Origin of the sequence: Pseudomonas subflava (genome assembly GCF_023823685.1) — a bacterium.
GTDB lineage: Bacteria > Pseudomonadota > Gammaproteobacteria > Pseudomonadales > Pseudomonadaceae > Aquipseudomonas > Aquipseudomonas subflava.
Genome location: NZ_JAMXBF010000003.1, coordinates 332,427 through 356,591, shown reverse-complemented (window position 1 = coordinate 356,591; position 24,165 = coordinate 332,427). Strand labels below are relative to the sequence as shown.

The following is a 24,165-nucleotide window of genomic DNA, read 5'->3' as shown; positions in this document are numbered from 1 at the left end:
GCTAATCTCGGCCTCACCTGACAACAGCATAAGAACGGGTGTCCCATGTTGCGCCTGCCGATCATCGGCGTCACCGCCTGCGCCAAGCAGGTGGGCCTTCATCCCAACCACATCGTCGGCGACAAGTACGTCCGCGCGGTGGCGGTAGGAGCCGAAGGACTGCCCCTGGTGATTCCGGCGCTGGGCGAACTGATCGATCAGGACACCCTGCTGGCCAGCGTCGACGGCCTGGTCTTCACCGGCTCGCCGTCCAACGTCGAACCCCATCACTATAGTGGTCCGGCCAGTGCGCCCGGCACCCATCACGACGCCTTCCGCGACGCCACCACCCTGCCGCTGATTCGCAAGGCCGTCGAGGCCGGCGTTCCGGTGCTGGGCATCTGCCGCGGCTTCCAGGAAATGAACGTGGCCTTCGGCGGCAGCCTGCACCAGCGCGTGCAGGAGGTGACCGGGATGATGGACCACCGCGAGCCGGCCGACGAGCCGGTCGACATTCAATACGCCCCCCGCCACACGGTGCACGTGCAGGCCGGCGGGGTGCTCGCCGGCCTCGGCTTGCCGGGCGAGATTCAAGTCAATTCCATTCATGGCCAGGGCGTGCAGCGTCTGGCGCCGGGCCTTCGCGTAGAAGCTCTGGCGCCCGACGGGTTGATCGAAGCCTTTTCCGTCGAAGGCGCGCGTAGCTTCGCGCTCGGGGTGCAATGGCACCCGGAATGGCAGGTACGATCCAACCCGAATTATCTCGCCATCTTCCAGGCCTTTGGTGAGGCTTGCAGGAAGAGGGTGGGTCAACTGAGTAGGTGAGCAACCGGTCGGTGAAATCGGGAGGTTTCGCTAGGCTTTAACCGGTCCGCAGTAGCCGCTCTACAACCCTGAGGTCTCTATGAGTACCAAGCTTGACCAGCTCACCAGCTGGCTGAAAGAACGCAAAATCACCGAAGTTGAATGCCTGATCAGCGATCTTACCGGCATTGCCCGCGGCAAGATCTCGCCGACCAACAAGTTCCTCGACGAGAAGGGCATGCGCCTCCCCGAGAGTGTGCTGCTGCAGACCGTGACCGGCGACTACGTCGAGGACGACATCTATTACGAGCTGCTCGACGAGGCGGACATCGACATGTTCTGCCGTCCGGACGAAAACGCCGTGTTCCTGGTGCCCTGGGCCATCGAGCCCACCGCGATGGTGATCCACGACACCTTCGACAAGCAGGGCAACCCGATCGAGCTGTCGCCGCGCAACATCCTCAAGAACATCCTCAAGCTCTACGCCGACAAGGGCTGGAAGCCGATCGTCGCGCCGGAGATGGAGTTCTACCTGACCAAGCGCAACAGCGACCCCGACTTCCCTCTGGAGGCGCCGATGGGCCGCTCCGGTCGCCCGGAAGTCGGCCGCCAGTCGTTCTCCATCGACGCCGCCAACGAATTCGACCCGCTGTTCGAGGACGTCTACGACTGGTGCGAGCTGCAGGACCTGGACCTCGACACGCTGATCCACGAGGACGGCCCGGCGCAGATGGAGATCAACTTCCGTCATGGCGACGCGCTGCACCTGGCCGACCAGATCACCGTGTTCAAGCGCACCATGCGCGAGGCCGCGCTGAAGCACGACGTGGCGGCGACCTTCATGGCCAAGCCGATCACCGACCAGCCGGGCAGCGCCATGCACATCCACCAGAGCGTGGTGGACATCAAGACCGGCAAGAACCTGTTCTCTGACGCCGACGGCACCATGAGCGAGCTGTTCCTCAACCACATCGGCGGCCTGCAGAAGTACATCCCCGAGGTGCTGCCGCTGTTCGCGCCGAACGTCAACTCGTTCCGCCGCTTCCTGCCGGATACCTCGGCGCCGGTGAACGTCGAGTGGGGCGAAGAGAACCGCACCGTGGGCCTGCGCGTGCCGGAGGCCGGCCCGCAGAACCGCCGCGTGGAGAACCGCCTGGCCGGCGCCGACGCCAACCCGTATCTGGTGCTGGCCGCCTCGCTGCTGTGCGGCTACATCGGCATGGTCGAGGGCCTCAAGCCCAGCGCACCGGTCAAGGGCCGTGGCTACGAGCGGCGCAACCTGCGCCTGCCGGTGACCATCGAGAGCGCCCTGGAACGCATGGAGGCCTGCAAGGCCGCCGAGAAGTACCTGGGCGAGAAATTCGTTCGCGGCTATGTCGCGGTGAAGCGTGCCGAGCACGAAAACTACAAGCGGGTGATCAGCTCCTGGGAACGCGAGTTCCTGCTGCTCTCCGTCTGATAGGGAAGGGGGCCGGGTGGCGACGCCCGGCGTCCGACCGATGCGCAAAATCGAGGTGAAGAATGACTAACCCAGTGAACAACCCGAAAACCCGCGAATGGCAGGCCATGAGCCGTCAGCACCATCTCGCGCCGTTCAGCGACTACCAGCAGCTGCACGAGAAGGGCCCGCGCATCATCACCAAGGCCGACGGCGTCTATCTCTGGGATAGCGAAGGCCACAAGATTCTCGACGGCATGGCCGGTCTCTGGTGCGTTGCCGTCGGTTACGGCCGCGAGGAGCTGGTCGAGGCGGCCAGCGCGCAGATGCGTGAGCTGCCCTTCTACAACACCTTCTTCCAGACCGCCCATCCGCCGGCGCTGGAGCTGGCCCAGGCCATCGCCGAGGTGGCGCCGGAAGGCATGAACCATGTGTTCTTCACCGGTTCCGGCTCCGAGGGCAACGACACCATGCTGCGCATGGTCCGCCACTACTGGGCGCTCAAGGGCCAGCCGGATAAGAAGGTCATCATCTCCCGCCACAACGGCTACCACGGCTCCACCGTGGCCGGCGCCAGCCTGGGCGGCATGACCTACATGCACGAGCAGGGCGACCTGCCGATCCCGGGCATCGTGCACATCCCGCAACCGTACTGGTTCGGTGAGGGCGGCGACATGAGCCCCGAGGAGTTCGGCATCTGGGCCGCCGACCAGCTGGAGAAGAAGATCCTCGAGGTCGGCGAAGACAAGGTTGCCGCCTTCATCGCCGAGCCGATCCAGGGCGCCGGCGGTGTGATCATCCCGCCGGACAGCTATTGGCCGCGCATCCGCGAGATCGTCGCCAAGTACGACATCCTGTTCGTCGCCGACGAGGTGATCTGCGGCTTCGGCCGTACCGGCCAGTGGTTCGGCAGCGATCATTTCGGCAACCGGCCGGACCTGATGACTATCGCCAAGGGCCTGACTTCCGGCTACGTGCCCATGGGCGGCCTGATCGTCAGCGACAAGGTGTTCCAGGTGATCAATGCCGGCGGCGACTTCAACCACGGCTTCACCTATTCCGGCCACCCGGTGGCCGCCGCCGTCGGCCTGGCCAACCTGCGCATCCTCAAGGAAGAGAAGATCATCGAGCGGGTGCAGAGCGAAACGGCACCCTATTTGCAAAAGCGTTTGCGTGAGCTGGCCGATCACCCGCTGGTGGGAGAGGTCCGCGGCGTGGGCATGCTCGGCGCCATCGAACTGGCGAAGAACAAGCAGACCCGCGAGCGTTTTCCGGGCGAGATGGGCGTGGGCATGATCTGCCGCGGTCACTGCTTCGAGAACGGGCTGATCATGCGCGCCGTGGGCGACACCATGATCATTGCGCCGCCTCTGGTGATCAGCAAAGAGGAGATCGACGAGCTGGTCGAGAAGGCCCGCAAGTGCCTCGATCTGACCGCCCAGACAGTGCTGGCATAAGGCTTGAGTGACAGGCCAGACCTTGCCAGACTGCGGGGTGCGTTGGCCAGGCTCACCGGAGGGTGCGTCGCTCAGGCGACGCAGCCCCGGATACTACAAACGACAATGGAGCTAACTCGCATGATCAAGACTTTCGGCAAGACGCTGCTTGCCATGACTCTGGCGGGCGCCGTGGCCGGCATGGCCCAGGCCGACGACAAGGTGCTGCACGTCTACAACTGGTCCGACTACATCGCGCCGGAAACCCTGGAGAAATTCACCAAGGAAACCGGCATCAAGGTCGTCTACGACGTCTTCGACAGCAACGAAGTGCTGGAAGCCAAGCTGCTTGCGGGCAGCTCCGGTTACGACATCGTCGTACCGTCCAACCCGTTCCTGGCCAAGCAGATCAAGGCCGGCGTGTTCCAGAAGCTGGACAAGTCCAAGCTGCCGAACTGGAAGAACCTCGACACCAACCTGCTGAAGGCCCTGGACCCGAGCGACCCGGGTAACCAGTACTCCATTCCGTACATGTGGGGCACCATCGGCATCGGCTACAACGTCGACAAGGTCAAGGCCGTGCTGGGCGAAAACGCCCCGGTCGATTCCTGGGATCTGGTGTTCAAGCCGGAGAACATGGCCAAGCTGAAGGAGTGCGGCGTTTCCTTCCTCGACTCGCCGACCGAGATCCTGCCGGCTGCCCTCAACTACCTGGGCCTGAGCCCCACCAGCGAGAAGCCGGATGAGTTGAAGAAGGCCGAGGAACTGTTCCTCTCCGTGCGCAAGGACACCGCCTACTTCCACAGCTCGAAGTACATCGGCGACCTGGCCAACGGCAACATCTGTGTGGCCATCGGCTACTCGGGCGACCTGTACCAAGCCAAATCCCGCGCCGAAGAAGCCAAGAACGGCGTGAACATCCTGTACAGCATCCCGAAAGAAGGTGCCGGCAGCTTCTTCGACATGCTGGCCGTGCCGGCCGACGCGAAGAACGTCGAGGGCGCCCATGCCTTCCTGAACTTCCTGATGAAGCCGGAAATCATGGCTGAGATCACCAACTTCGTGCAGTTCCCCAACGGCAACGCGGCGGCTACCCCGCTGGTTGACGACGCGATCCGCAACGACCCGGGCATCTACCCGAACGAGGCGACCATGGCCAAGATCTACACCTTCCCGGACCTGCCGGCGAAAGTGCAGCGCACCATGACTCGCAGCTGGACGACCATCAAGTCCGGCAAGTAAGCGACCACAGCGACACCCTCCGGCGGGTGCTCCCGCCGGAGCCCCGCAGGAGGCTCCATGACCCACTTCGAGCACCGTTACACACGAGCCCCACACAGCTCCGTGCGCGGGCGGCTGGGCGAAGAACGGCATGGATGTCAGGGATAGGACAACGCGTTTTTCACCACGCCGGGTCGCGGTGCGACCTGCCAGATCAACAAGAAAGAGGACCGACGTGTGCGAACTTCCTTCCGTAAAACCCTGACCGCTGCGGCGGTGGCCCTGGGTCTGACCGGTGTTGCCCAGGCAGAGCAACCTACCGTGCACATCTACAACTGGAGTGACTACATCGGCGAAACCACGCTGGAGGACTTCGAGAAGGCCACCGGCATCAAGCCGAGCTACGACGTGTTCGACTCCAACGAAACCCTGGAAGGCAAACTGTTGGCGGGCCGTAGCGGCTACGACATCGTGGTGCCGTCCAACCATTTCCTCGGCAAGCAGATCAAGGCCGGCGCGTTCCAGAAGCTCGACCGCTCCCTGCTGCCCAACTGGAAGAAACTCGACCCGGCGCTGCTCAAGCAGCTGGAAGTCAACGATCCGGGCAACCTCTACGCCGTCCCCTACCTGTGGGGCACCAACGGCATCGGCTACAACGTCGAGAAGATCAAGGCCGCGCTGGGCGTCGAGGAGATCGACTCCTGGGCCGTGCTGTTCGAGCCGGAGAACATGAAGAAGCTGAGCAGCTGCGGCGTCGCCTTCATGGACTCGCCGGACGAGCTGTTCCCCGCCATGCTCAACTACCTGGGCCTCGATCCGCGCAGCACCAAGTCCGAGGACTACAAGAAGGCCGAGGCCAAACTGCTGGAAGTGCGCCCCTACGTGACCTACTTCCACAGCTCGAAGTACATCGGTGACCTGGCCAACGGCAACGTTTGCGTCGCCTTCGGCTACTCCGGTGACGTGTTCCAGGCCGCCGCCCGCGCCGAAGAGGCGGGCAAGGGCATCGAGATCGCCTACAGCATTCCGAAGGAAGGCGCCAACCTGTGGTTCGACCTGATGGCCATCCCGGCCGATGCGAAGAACGTCAAGGAAGCCCACGCCTTCATGAACTACCTGCTCGACCCGGCGGTGATCGCCAAGGTCAGCGATTACGTTGGCTACGCCAACCCCAACCCGGCATCCGACAAGCTGATGGATCAGGAGGTGCGTAATGATCCTTCCATCTATCCAAGCCAGGAAGTCATGAACAAACTCTACATTTCGACGGAACTGCCGCCGAAGATCATGCGCCAGATGACCCGTAGCTGGACCAAGATCAAGTCGGGTCAGTAAGCGACACTCGCAATTGCCGTACGGCGGGCGGTGCCTGCCGTACGGACCCGCTGCGCCAGGCGTGGCAGATTACATTCGGGCCCCTGGCCCACTTTTTCCCGGGAGTTTTTGGAAATGGCAGTCGCCTCCAGCGCCTACAAGAAAGCCCTAGAGGGCAGCCAGCAACCCAAGGAGGTGCTGGTCAAGATTGATCGCGTGACGAAGAAGTTCGACGAAACCATCGCCGTCGACGACGTCTCGCTGACCATTAACAAGGGCGAGATCTTCGCCTTGCTCGGTGGCTCCGGCTCCGGCAAATCGACCCTGCTGCGCATGCTCGCCGGCTTCGAACGGCCGACCGAAGGGCGCATCTTCCTCGACGGCGAGGACATCACCGACATGCCGCCGTACGAGCGGCCGATCAACATGATGTTCCAGTCCTACGCGCTGTTCCCGCACATGACCGTGGCGCAGAACATCGCCTTCGGCCTCAAGCAGGACAGGCTGCCGCAGGCCGAGATCGACGAGCGCGTGGCCGAGATGCTCAAGCTGGTGCACATGACCCAGTACGCCAAGCGCAAGCCGCACCAGCTCTCCGGCGGCCAGCGTCAGCGCGTGGCCCTGGCGCGTTCCCTGGCCAAGCGTCCCAAGCTGCTGCTGCTCGACGAGCCCATGGGTGCTCTGGACAAGAAGCTGCGCTCGCAGATGCAGCTTGAGCTTGTCGAGATCATCGAGCGTGTGGGCGTGACCTGCGTGATGGTGACCCACGACCAGGAAGAGGCCATGACCATGGCCCAGCGCATCGCCATCATGCACCTCGGCTGGATCGCCCAGACCGGCAGCCCGGTGGACATCTACGAGACCCCTGCCAGCCGCCTGGTCTGCGAGTTCATCGGCAACGTCAACCTGTTCGACGGCGAGATCACCACCGACGAAAGCGACCACGCCATCATCAGCTGCCCGCAGCTGGACCGGCCGATCTACATCGGCCATGGCGTCAGTACCCGCGCCGAGAGCAAGTCGGTGAGCTATGCCCTGCGCCCGGAGAAACTGCTGATGGCCAGCGCCCTGCCGGCCGACCACGAGCATCCCGAGTACAACTGGTGCAACGGTACCGTGCATGACATCGCCTACCTCGGCGGCCACTCGGTGTACTACGTCAAGCTGGCCTCGGGGCAGATCGTGCAGTGCTTCATCGCCAACGCCGAACGCCGCGGCAAGCGCCCGACCTGGGACGACGCCGTGGTGGTGTACTGGGAAGACGACAGCGGCGTGGTACTGCAATCATGAGGCCCGGCAAACTGAAACGATACCTGCCCAATGGGCGGCAGGCCGTGATCGGCGTGCCCTTCGTCTGGCTGTTCCTGTTCTTCCTGCTGCCGTTCTTCATCGTCCTGAAGATCAGCTTCGCCGAAGCCGACGTGGCCATCCCGCCCTACACCGACATCTACAGCTGGGCCGACAACCAGCTGCAGATCGTGCTGAACCTGGGCAACTACATCTTCCTCACCGAAGACGAGTTGTACCTCTCGGCCTACCTCGGCTCGCTGAAGATCGCCTTCATCAGCACCCTGCTCTGCCTGCTGCTCGGCTACCCGATGGCCTACGCCATCGCCCGCTCCAGTAAGGAAGCGCAGACGGTGTTCCTGCTGCTGATCATGATGCCGACCTGGACCGCGATCCTGATCCGCGTCTACGCCTGGATGGGCATCCTCAGCAACAACGGCCTACTCAATGGCTTCCTGCAGATGCTCGGAGTCATCGATGAGCCGCTGCAGATCCTCAACACCAACCTCGCGGTGTACATCGGCATCGTCTACTCGTACCTGCCGTTCATGGTGCTGCCGCTCTACGCCAACCTGGTCAAGCACGACATGAGTCTGCTGGAGGCGGCGTCGGACCTGGGTTCGAGCAACTTCAACAACTTCTGGAAGATCACCGTGCCGCTGTCCAAGAACGGCATCATCGCCGGCAGCATGCTGGTGTTCATCCCGGTGGTGGGCGAGTTCGTCATCCCCGAGCTGCTCGGCGGACCGGAGACCCTGATGATCGGCAAGGTGCTGTGGCAGGAGTTCTTCAACAACCGCGACTGGCCGGTGGCATCCGCCCTGGCGGTGATCATGCTGGCGATCCTCATGGGCCCGATCATCTGGTTCAACCGTAACCAAGCGAAAGAGATGGAGGGCCGCGCATGAGACGCCTGAGCTTCTCTACAGTGATGCTGTGGGTGGGTCTGCTGTTCATCTACCTGCCCATGGTCATCATGGTCGTGTACTCCTTCAACGCCTCCAAGCTGGTCACCGTGTGGGGTGGCTGGTCGGTCAAGTGGTACGTCGGCCTGCTCGACAACACCCAGCTGATGGGTTCGGTGCTGCGCTCGCTGGAGATCGCCCTGTACACCGCCGTCGCGGCGGTGGCGCTGGGCACCCTTGCCGCATTCGTGCTGACCCGCGTGCCGCGCTTCAAGGGCCGCACCCTGTTCGGTGGCCTGGTCACCGCGCCGCTGGTGATGCCGGAAGTGATCACCGGTTTGTCGCTGCTGCTGCTGTTCGTGGCCATGGCCCAGCTGATCGGCTGGCCGGCTGAGCGTGGCGTCATGACCATCTGGATCGCCCACACCACCTTCTGCTCGGCCTACGTGGCGGTGGTGGTGTCGGCGCGCCTGCGCGAGCTGGACCTGTCCATCGAGGAAGCGGCCATGGACCTGGGCGCCAAGCCGTGGAAGGTGTTCTTCCTGATCACCATCCCGATGATCGCGCCGTCCCTGGCGGCCGGCGGCATGATGTCCTTCGCCCTGTCGCTGGACGACCTGGTACTCGCCAGCTTCGTCTCCGGCCCGGGCTCGACCACCCTGCCGATGGAAGTGTTCTCCGCCGTGCGCCTGGGCGTGAAGCCGGAGATCAACGCGATCGCCAGCCTGATCCTGCTGACCGTGTCGATCTTCACCTTCTTCGCCTGGTTCTTCGCCCACCGCGCCGAGGAACGCCGCAAGCGCGCTATCCAGCAGGCGATGGAGTCGATGGCCGAGGAAGTCACCAGCTCCAAGTGGAAACCGGCTCAGGCCGCCGCCTGAGGGTTTCCACAGCATGAAAAAGGCCGCCCTCAGGCGGCCTTTTTCATTTCTGTCGTCGGGACTGGCCCGTGTGTTTGTGGTGCGCGCGGCGCACCCTACGGGATGTTGCGGCCCTGTCGGACCTGGCTCGTAGGGCGCGCCATGCGCACCTAGAGTGCTTCGGCCGGCTGCAATTGCAGCGTGCCGCGGGTAGTGGCCTGCACATCCTCTTCACTGAAGTGCATCGGCACATACCGGCCGCCGATATAGGCCTCGGCCTGGTCGGCGTAGTGCTGGTCGAACGGCACGCCGCTCTGGCCCACCGGGTTGATGCCCAGGCCCTTGCTGGCGTCGGCCATATCGATCAGGCGGCGGGTCGAGGGGCCGTAGACCACCGACCAGGGCGCCGGGCCGACGCGGTGCGAGAGGTTGTTCGGTACCTCGTGGCCGCCCGGGGCGGCGAAGGGGCCGACATTGAACAGCCGGTCCAGCGGCTTCTGCGCGCCCAGCGGATGGCTGTGGGTCAGGGTGTGGCCCTTGCCCCAAGACCACTGGCTGCTGTCCGCACCGAAGCTCTGGCGCAGATGAGCGAGGCTGGCCTGCCAGGCGGCCTTGACCGTGTCGGCGCGACTCTCCACGGATTCACTGTCGCGCTTGTCCCACCAGGGCGAGGTGGCGTCGGCGGTCAGGCGCGGCAGGGCCACGTCGAGCACGCGGGTCTGTAGCAGGCTGTCGAAGAAGGCATCGCCCAGCTCGTCGCGCATGGCCTGGTTGGCCAGCTCGAAGGTCAGCTGGTTGAACAGGGTGGCGGCGGTGGATTCCAGCGGATGGCCGCCGTCCCAGTCGGCGAGTTGCTCGACCAGCGCGCGCTCCTCGTCGTTCGTCGACGCGATGCGCAGCTCGTCGAGAATCGGCGCCAGCAGGCGTGGGCCATAGCCGGTGCCGTCGTCCAGCTGCAGGGCCTGGCTGTTGTGCGTGTCCCACTTCACGTCCGGCTGGGCCAGGCGCTGATTCAGGCGTTCGCCGCGGTCGGCCAGGTTGTAGTAGCCGGGAATCGCCACGCCGGTCGGCGAGTCGGGCTGGTAATTGGCGGAGATGATGTAGCCGCGCGGCGGATTCTCCTCCTGCGGGTTGGCGGCGAACGGCAGGTAGCCCGGCTTGTCCGCCTCGCCGTTGCTGCCGTCGAGGATGAAGCTCGGGTTCACCCCGGCCGGGCGCTGCGGCAGTTTGCCGGCGGCCCACCAGCCGATGTCGCCATGGGCGTTGGCGTAGATCACGTTGAGGCCGGGCGAGTGGATCTTCGCCGCGGCGGCGCCGGCCTTGGCCAGCGTGTCGGCGCGGTTGAGCTGGTAGAAGGCGTCGAGGATCGGGTTCTCCGTCTGCAGGAAGGCCCACCACATGGCGATCGGCGTCTTGCCCGGGGTGGCGCCGAGGGCGTCGTTGACGATGGGGCCGTGGGGCGAGCTGCGCAGGGTGATGGTCAGGTCGTCGCCGTCCTTGACCCGGATGGTCTCCTCGCGGCTCTGCAGCTCCACCCATTGGCCGCCGACCCACACCTGGTTCGGGTTGTCCGGGTTGACCTTCTCGGCGATCAGGTCGAGATCGTCGTTCTGGAACATGGTCAGGCTCCAGGCGAACTGCCGGTTGTGGCCGAGCGAGGCGTAGGGGTTGAGCGCCTGGTGGTGGCCATACAGCTCGAAGCCCGGATAGCTCAGCTGCGCCTCGTACCACACCGCCGGCACGGCGAAGCGGATGTGCGGGTCGCCGGCCAGCAGCGGCTTGCCGCTGGCGGTGCGGGCGCCGGCCACGGCCCAGGCGTTGCTACCCTCGAACTGCGGCAGGCCGGCCTCCACCAGCGCCTGCTGGCTGAGCCGCGCCAGCATGTTGAGTGCCTGCCAGTCCTCGCCGCCCAAGCGGCTGGCGACCGCGCCGCCGGGGTGCCAGTCGAGGTCGAACACGCGCAGGTAGTCGGCGCTCAGCTGGTCGCGCACGTGGGTCAGCACCGGCTCGGTGCGGAAGGCGGCGGCGAAGCTGTAGGCCATGTAGCCGGCCACGCTGACGGTGTCTTCGAGGGTGAAGGGGCGCTTGTCGATGCCCAGCAGGTCGAACTCCACCGGCGCCGGGCGGCTGTCCTGGAACTGATTGATGCCGTCCAGGTAGGCCTGCAGCGCCTTCACCGCCGGGCTGTCGCGGTCCAGATCCTGGACGTAGCGGTCGGCGTGCTGGCGGATGCCGAGGGTACGGAACAGCCGGTCGGTGTCGACCAGCTTGGCACCGAGGATCTCCGCCAGCTCGCCCCGTGCCAGGCGGCGCAGCATTTCCATCTGGAACAGGCGGTCCTGGGCGTGGACGAAGCCCAGCGCGCGATACAGGTCGGTCTCGTTCTGCGCCTCGATGTGCGGCACGCCACGCTCGTCGTAGCGCACCTCCACCGGCGCCTGCAGGCCGGCGAGCGGCAGTGTGCCGTCGCGCACCGGGAGCTTGCTGTCGATGTACCAGGCGGTGCCCGCGGCGACCGCGGCAACGGCCAGGGCGAGAATGGTCAGACTGCGCTTCATGACGCCTCCTTGTTGTTGTGCGGCCATTCTGCGCAGTGCTTTGGCCAGCGGCATTGACCGCTGGCTTTGCGGCTGGAATTCTTCGGTCAATCCGAGGAGCCGCCATGTACCCGTCCGCCGATCTCGCCCCGCTGAGCCAATCCGCCACCCTGCGGCGCTTGCTGTACGAGGCGTTGAGCGAGCTCGGTCACGAGCCGGCGACGATCTATCGCGGCGCCAACCAGTATCGCCGCCTGCTGCCGCCGCCCAGCGAAGGCCGCCTCAGTCACGACGAGGCACCGCTGTTCTGGCAGGCCGCCGACGCCCTGACCGGCGATGCCGACATCGGCCTGCACCTGGGCGAGGTGATGAAGCCGCGTCTGCTCGATGTGGTCGGCTACCTGCTGCTGGCCAGTCGCGACCTGCAGCAGGCGGTGGACAGCTTCCTGCGCTTCCAGCACATCCTCGCCGGCGGCCTCGCCGCGCAGCTGCGGGTCGAAGGCGAACGCGCTTGCCTGGTGCTGGACATCAACTACCGCGGCTTCGGCCCGCTGCGCCAGCAGATGGAGTGTCTGGTGCTGCTGTTCATCAAGCTGCTGCGGTTGATCAGCGATGGCGAGTTCCGCCCGCTGGCGGTGCAGTTCCGCCATGCCCGGCCGAGAAAGCTGACCGAACATCGCCGCCTGCTGGGGCTGCAGCCGGACTTCGGCTGTGCCCACGACGCGCTGTGGTTCCCGGGCAGTCAGCTCAGGCGCCCGTCGCGCAATGCCAATCCGGAGCTGCACCGCCTGCTCTGGCAACACGCCGAGGCGCAGCTGGCGGCGCTGGTGGAAAACGACTTGCTCAACCGGCTGCGTTATCTGCTCGATCTGCACCTGGGCCGGACGGACTGCTCGCTGCGCGCCTGCGCCGCCGAGCTGGGGCTGGAGCCAAGTGCGCTGCAGCGGGGCCTGGCCGCTCAGGGCGCCAGCCTGCGCCAGGTGCGCGAGGCGGTACAGCAGGCGAGGGCGCAGGAGCTGCTGCAGGCCGGCGAGTCGATTCGCGAGGTGGCGAGGGCCTGCGGCTTCGCCGAGCTGTCGCCGTTCTACCGGGCGTTTAAGCGCTGGTACGGCGTCACGCCGGATGTCTATCGGGGGAAGATGGCGGGCGAATAGCCTTGTGCGGTTGTGACCCGCGCTCAGCTCTGGATCGCCGCCGCCGGATTGATCACCCGGCCCAGGCCGAGATTGCGCAGGGCCAGGTGCAGGGTGCTGTGGATGACCTGCGGGTTGTCGATGGTCATCAGCTGGTCGAGCAGCTCCTTGGCGCGGGTGGAGCTGATCTGGCGCAGCAGCCACTTCACCTTGGGCAGGTTGGTGGCGTTCATCGACAGCGAGTCGAAGCCCATGGCCAGCAGCAGCACGGCGGCCGCCGGGTCGCCGGCCATCTCGCCGCAGATGCTCACCGGCTTGCCTTCGGCGTGGGCGCCGTCGACCACCAGGCGCAGCGCGTGCAGCACCGCCGGGTGGAGGAAGTCGTAGAGGTCGGCGACCCGCGGGTTGTTGCGGTCCACGGCCAGCAGGTACTGGGTCAGGTCGTTGGAGCCGACCGACAGGAAGTCGACCTGGCGCGCCAGCTCGCGCACCTGGTAGACGGCGGCGGGGATCTCGATCATCAGGCCCACGGGCGGCATGGGGATGTCCACGCCCTCGTCGCGCACCTCGCCCCAGGCGCGGTGGATCAGGTGCAGGGCCTCCTCCATCTCCTGGGTGCCGGAAATCATCGGCAGCAGGATGCGCAGGTTGTCCAGGCCGTCGCTGGCTTTGAGCATGGCGCGTACCTGGACCAGGAAGATCTCCGGGTGGTCGAGGGTGATGCGGATGCCGCGCCAGCCGAGGAAGGGGTTTTCTTCCTTGATCGGGAAGTAGGACAGGGCCTTGTCGCCGCCGATGTCCAGGGTACGCATGGTCACCGGCAGCGGGTGGAAGGCGGCCAGCTGCTCGCGGTAGGTGGCCAGCTGTTCCTTCTCGCTGGGGAAGCGCTCGCCGTTCATGAACGGCACCTCGGTGCGGTACAGGCCGACGCCTTCGGCGCCGCGTTCCTGGGCGCGCTTCACGTCGGCCAGCAGACCGGTGTTGACCCACAGCGGCAGGCGGCGGCCGTCCAGCGTCTCGCAGGGCAGCTCGCGCAGGGCATCGAGGCCCTGGGCCAGCTGGCGTTCTTCCTCGACCACCTCGGCGTACTGCTTGCGCAGCAGCTCGCTGGGGTTGGTGAAGACCTCGCCGTGGTAGCCGTCGACGATCAGCTGAATGCCGTCGACCTTGGAATAGGGCAGGTCGACCACGCCCATGACCGTGGGGATACCCATGGCGCGGGCGAGGATGGCCACGTGGGAGTTGCCCGAGCCCTGTACCGAGATCAGGCCGACCAGCTTGCCTTCCGGTACCTGGCCGAGCATCGCCGGCGAGAGTTCCTCGCTGACCAGGATGCTGTTGTCGGGGTAGACCAGGGTCTGCTTGCGCTCTTCCTGCAGGTAGGCGAGCAGGCGGCGGCCGAGGTCGCGTACATCGGAGGCGCGTTCGCGCAGGTAGGCATCGTCCATCAGCTCGAAGCGCTTGACGTGCTCCAGCACCACCTGGCGCAGCGCGCCCTGGGCCCACTGGCCGGTCTTGATGACCTTGCGCACCTCGCTGCCGAGGGCGTTGTCGTCGAGCATCATCAGGTAGACGTCGAACAGCGCCAGCTCTTCCTTGCGCAGCTGGCTGGCGAGCTTGGCCGACAGTTCCTGCATGTCCTCGCGGACCCAGTCCAGGGCCTTGCCGAACAGGACGAGTTCCGCCTCGATGTCGTCGATGGACTTGTCCGGCACGACGTTGAGATCGGCCGGCGGCAACACCACCACGGCGGTGCCGACGGCGGCGCCGGGCGAGCCGGGAACGCCGACGAAACGGGTCTCCTGGATGCCCTTGCCCTGCTTGCCCAGGCCGCGGATCGAACCGGTGGCCTCGGCGTGGGCGATGACCCCGGCGAGCTGGGCGCTCATGGTGACGAGGAAGGCTTCTTCGCCCTCGTCGAACTGGCGGCGCTCCTTCTGCTGCACCACCAATACGCCCATCACCCGGCGGTGGTGGATGATCGGCGCGCCGAGGAAGGAGGCGTAGCGCTCCTCGCCGGTCTCGGGGAAATAACGGTAGCGGGGGTGTTCCGAGGCGTGCTCGAGATTGAGCGGTTCCTCGCGGGTGCCCACCAGGCCGACCAGGCCCTCGTTGGGCGCCATGCTGACCTTGCCGATGGAGCGCTTGTTGAGGCCGTCGGTGGCCATCAGCACGAAGCGGTTGGTCTCGGGGTCGAGCAGGTAGACCGAGCAGACGTGGCTGCCCATGGCTTCCTTCACCCGCTGCACGATGATCGTCAGCGCCGCCCGGAGATCCTTGGCGGCGTTTACTTCCTGGACGATCTTGCGCAGCGTGTTGAGCATGGCTCGTTATCGAACTCCGTCAGTCGCGCGCCAGCAGGCGCGGGGCTAATTCCTTCAGGGCGCGCCGATAGACCTCGCGCTTGAACGTCACCACCTGATTCAGCGGGTACCAGTAACTCACCCAGCGCCAGCCGTCGAATTCCGGCTTGCCGGTCAGGTCCATGCGCACGCGGCTTTCCTCGCCGACCAGGCGCAGCAGGAACCACTTCTGCTTCTGCCCGATGCACAGCGGCTGGCTGTGGGTGCGTACCAGACGCTGGGGCAGACGATAACGCAACCAGCCACGGGTGCAGGCAAGAATCTTCACATCCTGCTGCTCCAGGCCCACTTCCTCGTTGAGCTCGCGGTACAGCGCCTGCTCGGCCGATTCGTTGGGGTTGATGCCGCCCTGGGGAAACTGCCAGGCATCCTGGTTGATTCGCCGTGCCCAGAGCACCTGGCCGACATCATTGGTCAGGATGATGCCGACATTAGGGCGAAAACCATCGGAATCGATCACGGCACACCACCTCGCAAACGCACGTTCCGGCATTGTTCCACAAAGCTCGCGGGCGCAGCAAACGCGGGCTATGCGCCGTGGGCAGGGGGGATGAAAACGGCTATTCTGGCGCCCCTTCCGGCCATTTCGAACCAGGTACCACGCCATGCGCCTCGCCCTCTTCGACCTCGACAACACACTGCTCGCCGGCGACAGCGACCACAGTTGGGGCGAGTTCCTCTGCGAGACTGGGTGTGTCGACGCCACCGAATACCGCGCGCGCAACGATGCCTTCTATGCCGACTACGTCGCCGGCCGGCTGGACGCGGTGGCGTATCAGAGCTTCACCCAGGCCATCCTCAGCCGCACCGAGGCCGCCGAGCTGGCGCGCTGGCAGGCCGAGTTCATGGCCGCGGTGATCGAGCCCATCGTCCTGGCCAAGGGCGAGGCGCTGCTGCGCCAGCACCGCGAGGCTGGCGACCGGGTGGTGATCATCACCGCCACCAACCGCTTCATCACCACGCCCATCGCCGCGCGCCTGGGCGTCGAGACGCTGATCGCCACCGAATGCGGCATGCAGGACGGTCTCTACACCGGCCGGGTCGACGGCGTGCCCTGCTACCAGGACGGCAAGGTGACGCACCTCAACCGCTGGCTGGCGCAGACCGGGCAGAGCCTCGAGGACGCCTATTTCTACAGCGACTCGCGCAACGACCTGCCATTGCTGGAGGCGGTGAGTCACCCGGTGGCGGTCGACCCGGACGACACCCTGCGCGCCATCGCCGTCGAGCGCGGCTGGCCGGTGATCAGCCTGCGTTGATACGGGCCGCGTAGCGCGGGTAGACGTAGGGTGGATGACGCTCTGCTCATCCACCAATAGCGCCACACGGGGGCCGCCCGGTGGAATGCCACCCAGTGGATCGGTTAAGCGTGATCCGCCCCATGCCATCACAGCGGCTTGGCCACCATCAGCCAGAAGATCGCGACGAAGGCGATGAAGGCCGGCCAGCCCAGCACGAACCAGATACGCATGTAGCGGTGGGCACGCTCCGGCAGCTCGCGGCCATCGCACAGCGCCTCGGCGGCCATGTCGCGCACGCGGATCTGCAGCCACAGTACCGGCAGCCAGCACAGCCCGGCGAACACGAACAACCCCGCGCTCCACAGCAGCCAGGCCTGGCTCAGCGGCCAGCCCGCGAGCTTGGCCAGGGCCAGCCCCGAGAACGGCTGGAACACCGCGGTGGTGGCGATGAACAGCCAGTCGGCGGTAACCAGATGGCGGAAGGTGGTGGCGATCACCTGCAGCTGGCCGCTGCGCCAGGCGCGCAGGGCGTAATAGGCCGACCCCAGCCCGGTGCCGAACAGCAGGGTGGAGGAGAGAATGTGCAGGGTCTTGAGCAGCAGGTACAGGCTCATCGGAATCTCGTCGAGGAAGCGGAAAGGCCCAGCAGCCAGAGGCTCAGCAGCAGGACCGCGAAATTCTTGCCCAGCGCCATGTACGGGTCGAACCAGTAATGGGGCAGCAGCAGGCTGATGATCAGGCTATAGGCCAGCATCAGGCCAATCTGTGCCTGCAGCGCGCGGACGCGCCAGCGGCGTCGCAGCAGAGCCAGGCCCAGCAGGCCGTCGAGCAGGCCGCCGCCGATCACCGCCAGGCGCGCCGGCAGGCCTTCGACACCGGCCTCCGCCATGATCCGCAGGCCCCAGTCGAAGCCTGGCCCGAGGCAGACCACGGCAGTGCCCAGCCAGATCAGCGCCAGCACCAGCAGTGCCAGCGGCTGCAACGCCAGGGCCAGACTCTGCGCCGGCTGTGGCCAGTGCCGCAGGCGGCTCGCCAGGGGCGCCGCGCGATAGCCGCAGGCCTGTTCCAGCGCTGCGGGGTCGGCGAGGTTGTCGCGCTGGCTCAGGCGCAGGGTCTGGCGGTTCAGTGCCTGCCAGCCGAGACGCTCGCCCAGCGCCGCACCCAGCCGGGCCAGCGGTGTCGGCACGCTCAGGTAGCGCGCCGGCTTCCAGCCCTGGGCGGCGCGCAGCGCGTCGATCAGCTCACCCTGGGTCATCTCCCGCGGGCCCACCAGCGGCAATACGGTCGGCTGCGCCGGCCAGTCGCGCAGCAGCGCCAGCACCGCGGCGCAGAGATCATCGATATGCAGCGGCTGCAGCCGCGCCCGGTTGCCGAGCAGCGGTATCAGTGGTGACGGCGAGAGGCGCTGCAGCCAGGTGCTGCTGGTGCCGCCGGGGCCGACCACCAGCGAGGGGCGCAGCACCACGGCGGGAATGCCGAGCCCCAGCAGGAGCGCGTCCGCCCGGGCCTTGCTGACCAGGAACGGGGCGTCGGGATGCTCGCCGGCGCCGAGGGCGGAGATCTGCAGCACCGCGGCGCCGTGCTGCCGGGCCCGCTCGAACAGCGTGCAGGCGCCCTGGTATTGCAGACGATCCATGCGCGCGGCGTCGGTGGAGAGCTCGCCGCTGGCGTTGATCACCAGCTCGATGCCGTCCGGCCAGGCGAAATCCTGCGGCCGCAGCAGGTCGAGGCCGCGCCATTCGACACCCGGCAGCAGCGTGGCGTCTGGCGCGCGGCGGGTGGCCACCACCGTATGGCCGGCGAGAATCAGGGCGTCGAGCAGATGCCGGCCGATGAAGCCGCCGGCGCCGACCAGCAGGATGCGCATCAGGCCGGCTTGGCCCCCATCAGGGCGAAGATGGCCAGCAGCACGACCAGCATCAGCGCGGCATAGGCGACCACGAAGCGCAGTAGCCCGGCCGGCACCGCGCCGCCCGCTGCCGCCTGCCATGCGCCGAGGCGGCCGTGCAGCAACAGGCCGAGCACCACTAGCACGGCGAACAGCACGGCGCTGAACAGCAGCCAGCTGGCGCCCAGCGACAGGCCGACCGTGTGCACCAGCCACCAGCCGCTGACCGGCAGCGACAGCGCCAGCAGGCCCAGGGCCGGCAGGCTGTACAGGCGGGTGACGCGCAGCTTGCGGGTCAGCACGGCGGCATCGCCGGAGCGCCTGGCCTTCCACAGCATGAACACGTGGGCGATGAAGCCCGCCAGCACCAGTACGGCGGGAATCAGGTGGGCGTACTTCAGCAGTTGGTAGTGTTCCATCCGTGTTCCTTAACCGAGGAAGAGCTTGTAGGCCGGGTTGTCGGTCTCGTCCCAGTAGGGGTAGCCGATGGCGTCGAGGGCTTGCGGAATCTGCTGGCGCTCCTCTTCCGGCACCTGCAGCGCGGCCAGCACGCGGCCGTCGGCGGCGCCGTGGTTGCGGTAGTGGAACATGGTGATGTTCCAGCGCCCGCCCAGGCGATTGAGGAAGTTGAACAGCGCGCCCGGGCGCTCGGGAAACTCGAAGCGCAGCACCACCTCGTCCGATACTGCCGCAGCATGACCGCCCACGGTGTGGCGGATGTGCAGCTTGGCCAGCTCGTTGTCGGTCAGATCGAGCACCGGGAAGCCCTGCTCGCGCAGGTTCTCCACCAGCGCCTGGCGCGGATCGTTTTCCGGGTGGGTCTGCACGCCGACGAAGATGTGCGCCTCGCGGTCGGTGTGATAGCGGTAGTTGAACTCGGTGATCTGGCGCTTGCCGATCGCCTCGCAGAAGGCCTTGAAGCTGCCCGGCCGCTCGGGGATGGTCACGGCGATGATCGCCTCGCGCTTCTCGCCCAGCTCGGCGCGCTCGGCCACGTGGCGCAGGCGGTCGAAGTTGATGTTGGCGCCCGAGTCGATGCCCACCAGCACCTTGCCCTGCAGGCCCTCGCGCTTCACGTATTTCTTGATCCCGGCCACGGCCAGCGCGCCGGCCGGCTCGGTGATCGAGCGGGTGTCGTCGTAGATGTCCTTGATCGCCGCGCACAGCTCGTCGGTGCTGACGGTGATCACCTCGTCGACGTGATCCCTGCACACGTCGAAGCAGTGCTGGCCGATCTGCGCCACGGCCACGCCGTCGGCGAACAGCCCGACCTGCGACAGCACCACGCGCTCGCCGGCGGCCATGGCGGCCTGCAGGCAGTTGGAGTCGTCCGGCTCCACGCCGATGATCTTGATCTCCGGGCGCAGGTATTTGACGTAGGCGGCGATGCCGGCGATCAGGCCGCCGCCGCCGACCGGGACGAAGATAGCGTCCAGCTGGCCCGGCTGCTGACGCAGGATCTCCATGGCCACGGTGCCCTGGCCGGCGATCACCAGCGGGTCGTCGTAGGGGTGGATGTAGGTGTAGCCCTTTTCTTCCACCAGCTTCAGCGAATGCGCCAGCGCTTCGGGAAAGGCGTCGCCGTGCAGCACCACCTTGCCGCCGCGCGAGCGTACGCCCTGCACTTTCAGCTCCGGGGTGGTGCGCGGCATGACGATGGTCGCCTTCACGCCCAGGTGCTTGGCGGCCAGGGCCAGGCCCTGGGCATGGTTGCCGGCGGAGGCGGTGACCACGCCGCGCTCCAGTTCCTCGGCGGTCAGCTGGGCCAGCTTGTTGTAGGCGCCGCGAATCTTGAACGAGTACACCGGCTGCAGATCCTCGCGCTTGAGCAGAATCTGGTTGCCCAGCCGCTCGGTGAGCTGGCGGGCGGGTTGCAGCGGAGTTTCCACCGCGACGTCGTAGACGCGCGAGGTGAGGATCTTCTTCATGTACTGTTCGAGCATCACGGGTATCACGGCGCCGGAAGGAGGGAGAGGGGAGTCTACTCCGCCGAAGCGGCACGCGGCCACCCGACCGGCGGCTGGGAATCTTTCGCCGTCGCGCCAGTCATTCCGCTCAGGCCCCTTGTGTTGTGGCGTGCCTCCCCACTTCACTTCACGAGGATTTGCCATGGCAGCTCCAACGCGTGTGCCCGTGCCCGGAACCTCCGCAGACGACTTGCTGGTCGCTCGGCCCGAACCCAGTCTGCTGAGAGGAGGCGATGGCGACGACACCCTGATTGACGGCCCCGGCTCCGATTCCCTGCACGGCGGCGCCGGCAACAACCGCCTGTATGGCGGCCCTGGCAGTGACTACTACACCTACGACCGCTATTCCGGCGCCCGCGACGAAATCCTCGACTTCGACCCCAGCCCGTCCTGGGTCAACGTCAACCTCGATACCCTGATCATCAACGAAAGCCTGGAGGAATTCGGACCCTTCGAGCGCCGCGGGGACGACCTGCTGATCGGCCTGGGCGGCGAGCCGGGCGTGGTGACGGTCAAGTATTTCTTCCTCGATCCGGCGTTCCGCATCGAAGTCTTCCGCTTCGGCGCCACCACCATCACCGATGAGCAGGTGCTGCGTAACTTCCAGATCGACCCGACGATGCCGCTCGGCCGCAGCGCGGATAACCCGCCGAGCTACACCGGCGACCTGATCCGCCTGACCGGCAACGAGTTTGCCAATCGCCTGGTGGCGGCGGATCGGCCGACCTACCTGCTGGGCCGCGGCGACAATGACCTGCTAATCGGTAGCCGCCACGGCGATGTGCTCAACGGCGGCAGCAGCGAGCCGATGTTTCTCGGCGACAACCACTGGAATCGCCTGTACGGCGGGCCGGGCGATGATTACTACCAGGTCGACTCCGCTGTCGACTTCGGCGACCACCAGATCTACGACTACGATCCCACGCCCGGCAATGTCGATACCCTTCAGGTCCGCGGCGATGTCGGCGGGGCGGCGGGCGTCTATATGAATGGAGCCGTGGGCGGCGATTTGATCATCGAGCTGTATAACGAGCAGCGCATCGTTATCGACAATTACTTTCTCGACCGCGCTTTCGTCGTCGAGAAGATCCGCTTCGACGACGGCAGCGTGCTGGACGAAGCGGCGATCCGCCAGCGCCTGGGCCTGCCGCCGCCCGCATCACCGCCCCAAGCCAGCCTGAACATGCCGCCGCCTGCCAGCGCGGTCGAGGTGCCGCCGGCAGGTGACGGCTGGCTAAGCCTGGTATTGCTCGCCGGTGTTGCCTTTTCGGGCGGCTAACGGGCTATCGGTTCGTCGGCGATCAGCCTGGCGGTGCAGGACGGCCTTCGGATGGCCTTACTGCGCCCGGCGGGCCCGGCCGACCTTCTTGCAGTGGCTGTCTCCCTACCAACCATCTAGAGGGCTCATCATGGCCGACTTTTCTCGCGTGCTTGTGCAAGGCAGCAATGCCGACGATGTGCTGGCCGCTCGTCCCGAACCCAGCCGTCTATCCGGCGACTACGGTAACGACGTGCTGATCGACAGCCCCGGCTCGGATGAGCTGAACGGTGGCGCAGGTCATAACCGCCTGTACGGCGGCGCCGGCAACGACTACTACGTCTACGAGCCGACGCTCGGCGGGCGTGATGAGATCCTCGATATCGATGTGCTGGAGCCGCCGGGTGGTGGCCAGCTCGATACCTTGATCATTGGCGAAGGCTTCGAGTCGTTCGGTCCGCTCGAGCGCTCCCGTGACGATCTGCTGATCGGCATCAACGGTGAACCAGGCGTCGTGGTTGTGAAGTACTTCTTCCGTGACCCCGTGTTTCGTATCGAAAGATTCCGGTTTGGCTCCACCGTGGTGAGCGACGATCAGGTGATGCGCAGTTTTCATCTCGATCCAACCAGGGCCTATGCAGCCAGTGACAATTTCTACTATCACACGGGTGACCTGGTCGTACTCCAATCGGTGTGGGCTTCACGCCTCGTGGCGAGGGATGAGGCGACCTATCTGAAGGGCTGGCGAGGCGACAATATCCTGATCGGCAGTCGCCATGGTGACGTGCTCGATGGCGGCTTCAGCGAGTATTACCACTTTGGCGAAATCAGTTGGAACCAGCTTTACGGAGGGCCGGGGGATGACATCTACAAGGTCCAGCTGGAGATGTATGGCAAACCAGTCAACAACCAGATCTACGATTACGATCCCGCGCCGGGCAATGTCGACACGCTTTATTTTCAAGGAGCGTTTGACCCGTCTCTGATGCGTTTCAGCAAGGGGCCATCGGATGATTTGATGGTAGAGACGGGCTATGGCCATCGCCTCGTCATTATCAATTACTTCCTCGACAAGTCCTTCAAGGTCGAAAAAATTCGCTTTGACGACGGTACGGTCCTGAACGAGACCGATGTCCTTCAGCGCATGGGCTTGCCTGTGCCCGTATCACCGCAGGCGAGTCTGAGCACACCCATACCCCTGAGCACCCTCGAGAGGCTCGAGCCCTCGTCGGATGGCTTGCTGAGCCTGGTATTGGCTGCAGGCGCTGCGTTGACCCACAGCGTCTGACCCGGTCGACGACGAATAATCCTTTTATCGATCACCCCTGAATCCAGCTGCCGTGCGCCGCTGCGCAGGCTGCTCGATCCCGTTTCCATGAGGACTCGCCATGCGTTTTCATCGTGAACTTATTCAAGGTACCCCAGGTGACGATCTGCTGGTCTCCAAACCCGCCCCCAGTCGACTGGTCGGTGGCGAGGGGGATGATGTGCTGCTCGCCGGCCCCGGCTCGACGTCGCTTGACGGTGGCGGTGGCCACAACAGTCTGTATGGCGGCCCCGACGTCAATTACTACGTCCACCATGTGGAAAACGGCGGATACGACGTCATCTTCAATTTCGGTGAGCCTGACTCCTGGGAAGAGGTTGGGGACACGCTCATCGTCAATGCCGAGCGGGAGTCGATCCACCCTATCGAGCGGATGGGTCACGACCTGATGATTGGCATCGACGGCGAGCCGGGCAGAATCGTCTTGAAGGATTTCTTCCTCCACTCCGATTTCCAGCTGGCCAGATTCCGCTTCGGCACCCGGTACTGGGATAGCGAGCATATGTTGGAGGAGCGGTTTCTGGTGTCCCGATACGGGCTTCCACTGGCCCCGCCCAAGCCGTTGCCCATTCTCTACACCGGCAACCTGCGGCGCTACGACGGCACGAATGGCCCGGACGTGTTGAAAGTGCCGCGGAGCGTAGCCGCGGCTCATCTGTCGGGGCATAGCGGCAATGACGTATTGCTGGGTGGTAGCGGCGGTGACTTGCTGAATGGAGGGGTGTCTACCCCCATCTTTCCCGGGGCCGCCAGCGTAGATCGGCTTCTGGGCGGGCTGGGCGATGACTACTACCAGGTCGATGTCGTGACCGGCGAGGACACCAGCCATCAGCAGATCTACGATTTCGACCCTAGCGGCCCGAACCTAGACACCCTGCATATCCGGGGTGGGATAGGCCTGGCCTCGGTGCGTTTCAATGGCGGTCCCCCCGGAGACCTGGTGCTCGAGCTGCCGAACGAGCAGCGCATCGTCATCACCAACTACTTCCTGCACGAATCCTTTCTGGTCGAGAAGATCCGCTTCGACGACGGCACGGTGCTGGATGAAGCCGATGTGCGCGAACTCATGGGCCTGCCCGCACGCGAGGCACCGCAGGTCGGGCTGCTCACGCCGGCCCACTCCAGCGTGGCCGAGGCGCAGCCGCCGGTCAGCGATGGCTGGTTGAGCCTGGTGCTCCTCGCCGGCGCGGCCCTGACCGGCGGCTGA

Annotated in this window: 20 protein-coding genes; 13 read left to right on the top strand and 7 right to left on the bottom strand. The window is 65.6% G+C overall.

Annotation, left to right across the window (positions count from 1 at the left end; genetic code table 11):
• Nucleotides 1–45: 45 nt before the first annotated feature.
• From NF616_RS05070 to NF616_RS05035, 8 genes are all read left to right on the top strand, one after another.
• Nucleotides 46–804, top strand: a complete 759-nt coding sequence (locus NF616_RS05070) for a gamma-glutamyl-gamma-aminobutyrate hydrolase family protein (protein WP_252271966.1) — start codon at nucleotides 46–48, stop codon at nucleotides 802–804.
• Between the two features lie 79 nt (nucleotides 805–883).
• Nucleotides 884–2,242, top strand: coding sequence for a glutamine synthetase family protein (locus NF616_RS05065; RefSeq protein WP_252271965.1), 1,359 nt, complete (start codon nucleotides 884–886; stop codon nucleotides 2,240–2,242).
• Nucleotides 2,243–2,304: 62 nt separating this feature from the next.
• Entirely contained in the window at nucleotides 2,305–3,678 is a 1,374-nt protein-coding gene (locus tag NF616_RS05060; RefSeq protein ID WP_252271964.1) for an aspartate aminotransferase family protein, read from the top strand.
• Between the two features lie 120 nt (nucleotides 3,679–3,798).
• Nucleotides 3,799–4,899, top strand: a complete 1,101-nt coding sequence (locus NF616_RS05055) for a polyamine ABC transporter substrate-binding protein (protein WP_252271963.1) — start codon at nucleotides 3,799–3,801, stop codon at nucleotides 4,897–4,899.
• A gap of 216 nt (nucleotides 4,900–5,115) precedes the next feature.
• On the top strand, nucleotides 5,116–6,213 hold the full coding sequence (locus NF616_RS05050) for a polyamine ABC transporter substrate-binding protein (RefSeq protein ID WP_252271962.1): 1,098 nt from the start codon (nucleotides 5,116–5,118) through the stop codon (nucleotides 6,211–6,213).
• Nucleotides 6,214–6,327: 114 nt separating this feature from the next.
• Complete coding sequence (potA, locus tag NF616_RS05045) at nucleotides 6,328–7,482, top strand: polyamine ABC transporter ATP-binding protein (RefSeq protein WP_252271961.1); 1,155 nt, start codon at nucleotides 6,328–6,330, stop codon at nucleotides 7,480–7,482.
• Between the two features lie 23 nt (nucleotides 7,483–7,505).
• A complete protein-coding gene (locus tag NF616_RS05040) occupies nucleotides 7,506–8,387 on the top strand; it encodes an ABC transporter permease subunit (protein ID WP_252272475.1) in 882 nt (293 codons plus the stop codon).
• Nucleotides 8,384–9,265, top strand: a complete 882-nt coding sequence (locus NF616_RS05035) for an ABC transporter permease subunit (RefSeq protein WP_252271960.1) — start codon at nucleotides 8,384–8,386, stop codon at nucleotides 9,263–9,265. Before NF616_RS05040 ends, NF616_RS05035 begins: the two co-directional genes overlap by 4 nt.
• Before the next feature lie 149 nt (nucleotides 9,266–9,414).
• Here NF616_RS05035 and NF616_RS05030 read toward each other — a convergent pair whose 3' ends face one another.
• A complete protein-coding gene (locus tag NF616_RS05030; protein ID WP_252271959.1) occupies nucleotides 9,415–11,802 on the bottom strand; it encodes a penicillin acylase family protein in 2,388 nt (795 codons plus the stop codon).
• A gap of 104 nt (nucleotides 11,803–11,906) precedes the next feature.
• On the opposite strand from NF616_RS05030, the gene NF616_RS05025 reads away from it, so the two are divergent.
• Nucleotides 11,907–12,935, top strand: a complete 1,029-nt coding sequence (locus NF616_RS05025) for an AraC family transcriptional regulator (protein WP_252271958.1) — start codon at nucleotides 11,907–11,909, stop codon at nucleotides 12,933–12,935.
• Nucleotides 12,936–12,958: 23 nt separating this feature from the next.
• On the opposite strand, the gene ptsP is transcribed toward NF616_RS05025, so the two are convergent.
• A complete protein-coding gene (gene ptsP / locus NF616_RS05020) occupies nucleotides 12,959–15,238 on the bottom strand; it encodes a phosphoenolpyruvate--protein phosphotransferase (RefSeq protein WP_252271957.1) in 2,280 nt (759 codons plus the stop codon).
• Nucleotides 15,239–15,257: 19 nt separating this feature from the next.
• Entirely contained in the window at nucleotides 15,258–15,737 is a 480-nt protein-coding gene (locus NF616_RS05015) for an RNA pyrophosphohydrolase (protein WP_252271956.1), read from the bottom strand.
• A 145-nt stretch (nucleotides 15,738–15,882) separates the two neighbouring features.
• Between NF616_RS05015 and NF616_RS05010 the strand changes: the two genes are divergently transcribed.
• Nucleotides 15,883–16,536 (top strand): histidinol-phosphatase, encoded by a 654-nt coding sequence (locus NF616_RS05010; protein WP_252271955.1) that lies wholly within the window; start codon nucleotides 15,883–15,885, stop codon nucleotides 16,534–16,536.
• A 128-nt stretch (nucleotides 16,537–16,664) separates the two neighbouring features.
• On the opposite strand, the gene NF616_RS05005 is transcribed toward NF616_RS05010, so the two are convergent.
• The 4 genes from NF616_RS05005 to ilvA are packed head-to-tail and all read right to left on the bottom strand — an operon-like array spanning nucleotide 16,665 to nucleotide 20,349.
• Nucleotides 16,665–17,132, bottom strand: a complete 468-nt coding sequence (locus tag NF616_RS05005; RefSeq protein WP_252271954.1) for a DUF2269 family protein — start codon at nucleotides 17,130–17,132, stop codon at nucleotides 16,665–16,667.
• Entirely contained in the window at nucleotides 17,129–18,385 is a 1,257-nt protein-coding gene (locus NF616_RS05000; protein WP_252271953.1) for a DoxX-like family protein, read from the bottom strand. The genes NF616_RS05005 and NF616_RS05000 overlap by 4 nt, the downstream gene beginning before the upstream one ends.
• Nucleotides 18,385–18,825 carry a DUF2269 family protein gene (locus tag NF616_RS04995; RefSeq protein ID WP_252271952.1) on the bottom strand — a complete coding sequence of 147 codons (441 nt, stop codon included), beginning with the start codon at nucleotides 18,823–18,825 and terminating at the stop codon, nucleotides 18,385–18,387. The genes NF616_RS05000 and NF616_RS04995 overlap by 1 nt, the downstream gene beginning before the upstream one ends.
• 9 nt (nucleotides 18,826–18,834) lie before the next feature.
• On the bottom strand, nucleotides 18,835–20,349 hold the full coding sequence (ilvA, locus tag NF616_RS04990; RefSeq protein WP_252271951.1) for a threonine ammonia-lyase, biosynthetic: 1,515 nt from the start codon (nucleotides 20,347–20,349) through the stop codon (nucleotides 18,835–18,837).
• Nucleotides 20,350–20,539: 190 nt separating this feature from the next.
• On the opposite strand from ilvA, the gene NF616_RS04985 reads away from it, so the two are divergent.
• The 3 genes from NF616_RS04985 (at nucleotide 20,540) to NF616_RS04975 (ending at nucleotide 24,165) form a co-directional block, all read left to right on the top strand.
• Nucleotides 20,540–21,652 carry a calcium-binding protein gene (locus NF616_RS04985; protein ID WP_252271950.1) on the top strand — a complete coding sequence of 371 codons (1,113 nt, stop codon included), beginning with the start codon at nucleotides 20,540–20,542 and terminating at the stop codon, nucleotides 21,650–21,652.
• Nucleotides 21,653–21,782: 130 nt separating this feature from the next.
• On the top strand, nucleotides 21,783–22,919 hold the full coding sequence (locus NF616_RS04980; RefSeq protein WP_252271949.1) for a calcium-binding protein: 1,137 nt from the start codon (nucleotides 21,783–21,785) through the stop codon (nucleotides 22,917–22,919).
• Between the two features lie 100 nt (nucleotides 22,920–23,019).
• The gene (locus NF616_RS04975) at nucleotides 23,020–24,165 is read left to right on the top strand and encodes a calcium-binding protein (protein WP_252271948.1); all 1,146 of its coding nucleotides are present in this window, start codon (nucleotides 23,020–23,022) and stop codon (nucleotides 24,163–24,165) included.

Excerpts from the sequence above, each read along its gene's own strand:
- NF616_RS05055 (WP_252271963.1), top strand. The coding sequence starts at position 3,799 with ATGATCAAGACTTTCGGCAAGACGCTGCTTGCCATGACTCTGGCGGGC.
- NF616_RS05000 (WP_252271953.1), bottom strand. The coding sequence starts at position 18,385 with ATGCGCATCCTGCTGGTCGGCGCCGGCGGCTTCATCGGCCGGCATCTG.
- NF616_RS05030 (WP_252271959.1), bottom strand. The coding sequence starts at position 11,802 with ATGAAGCGCAGTCTGACCATTCTCGCCCTGGCCGTTGCCGCGGTCGCC.
- ptsP (WP_252271957.1), bottom strand. The coding sequence starts at position 15,238 with ATGCTCAACACGCTGCGCAAGATCGTCCAGGAAGTAAACGCCGCCAAG.
- ilvA (WP_252271951.1), bottom strand. The coding sequence starts at position 20,349 with ATGCTCGAACAGTACATGAAGAAGATCCTCACCTCGCGCGTCTACGAC.
- NF616_RS05035 (WP_252271960.1), top strand. The coding sequence starts at position 8,384 with ATGAGACGCCTGAGCTTCTCTACAGTGATGCTGTGGGTGGGTCTGCTG.
- NF616_RS04980 (WP_252271949.1), top strand. The coding sequence starts at position 21,783 with ATGGCCGACTTTTCTCGCGTGCTTGTGCAAGGCAGCAATGCCGACGAT.
- NF616_RS05070 (WP_252271966.1), top strand. The coding sequence starts at position 46 with ATGTTGCGCCTGCCGATCATCGGCGTCACCGCCTGCGCCAAGCAGGTG.
- NF616_RS05060 (WP_252271964.1), top strand. The coding sequence starts at position 2,305 with ATGACTAACCCAGTGAACAACCCGAAAACCCGCGAATGGCAGGCCATG.
- NF616_RS04975 (WP_252271948.1), top strand. The coding sequence starts at position 23,020 with ATGCGTTTTCATCGTGAACTTATTCAAGGTACCCCAGGTGACGATCTG.
- NF616_RS05065 (WP_252271965.1), top strand. The coding sequence starts at position 884 with ATGAGTACCAAGCTTGACCAGCTCACCAGCTGGCTGAAAGAACGCAAA.
- potA (WP_252271961.1), top strand. The coding sequence starts at position 6,328 with ATGGCAGTCGCCTCCAGCGCCTACAAGAAAGCCCTAGAGGGCAGCCAG.
- NF616_RS04995 (WP_252271952.1), bottom strand. The coding sequence starts at position 18,825 with ATGGAACACTACCAACTGCTGAAGTACGCCCACCTGATTCCCGCCGTA.
- NF616_RS05025 (WP_252271958.1), top strand. The coding sequence starts at position 11,907 with ATGTACCCGTCCGCCGATCTCGCCCCGCTGAGCCAATCCGCCACCCTG.
- NF616_RS05010 (WP_252271955.1), top strand. The coding sequence starts at position 15,883 with ATGCGCCTCGCCCTCTTCGACCTCGACAACACACTGCTCGCCGGCGAC.
- NF616_RS05005 (WP_252271954.1), bottom strand. The coding sequence starts at position 17,132 with ATGAGCCTGTACCTGCTGCTCAAGACCCTGCACATTCTCTCCTCCACC.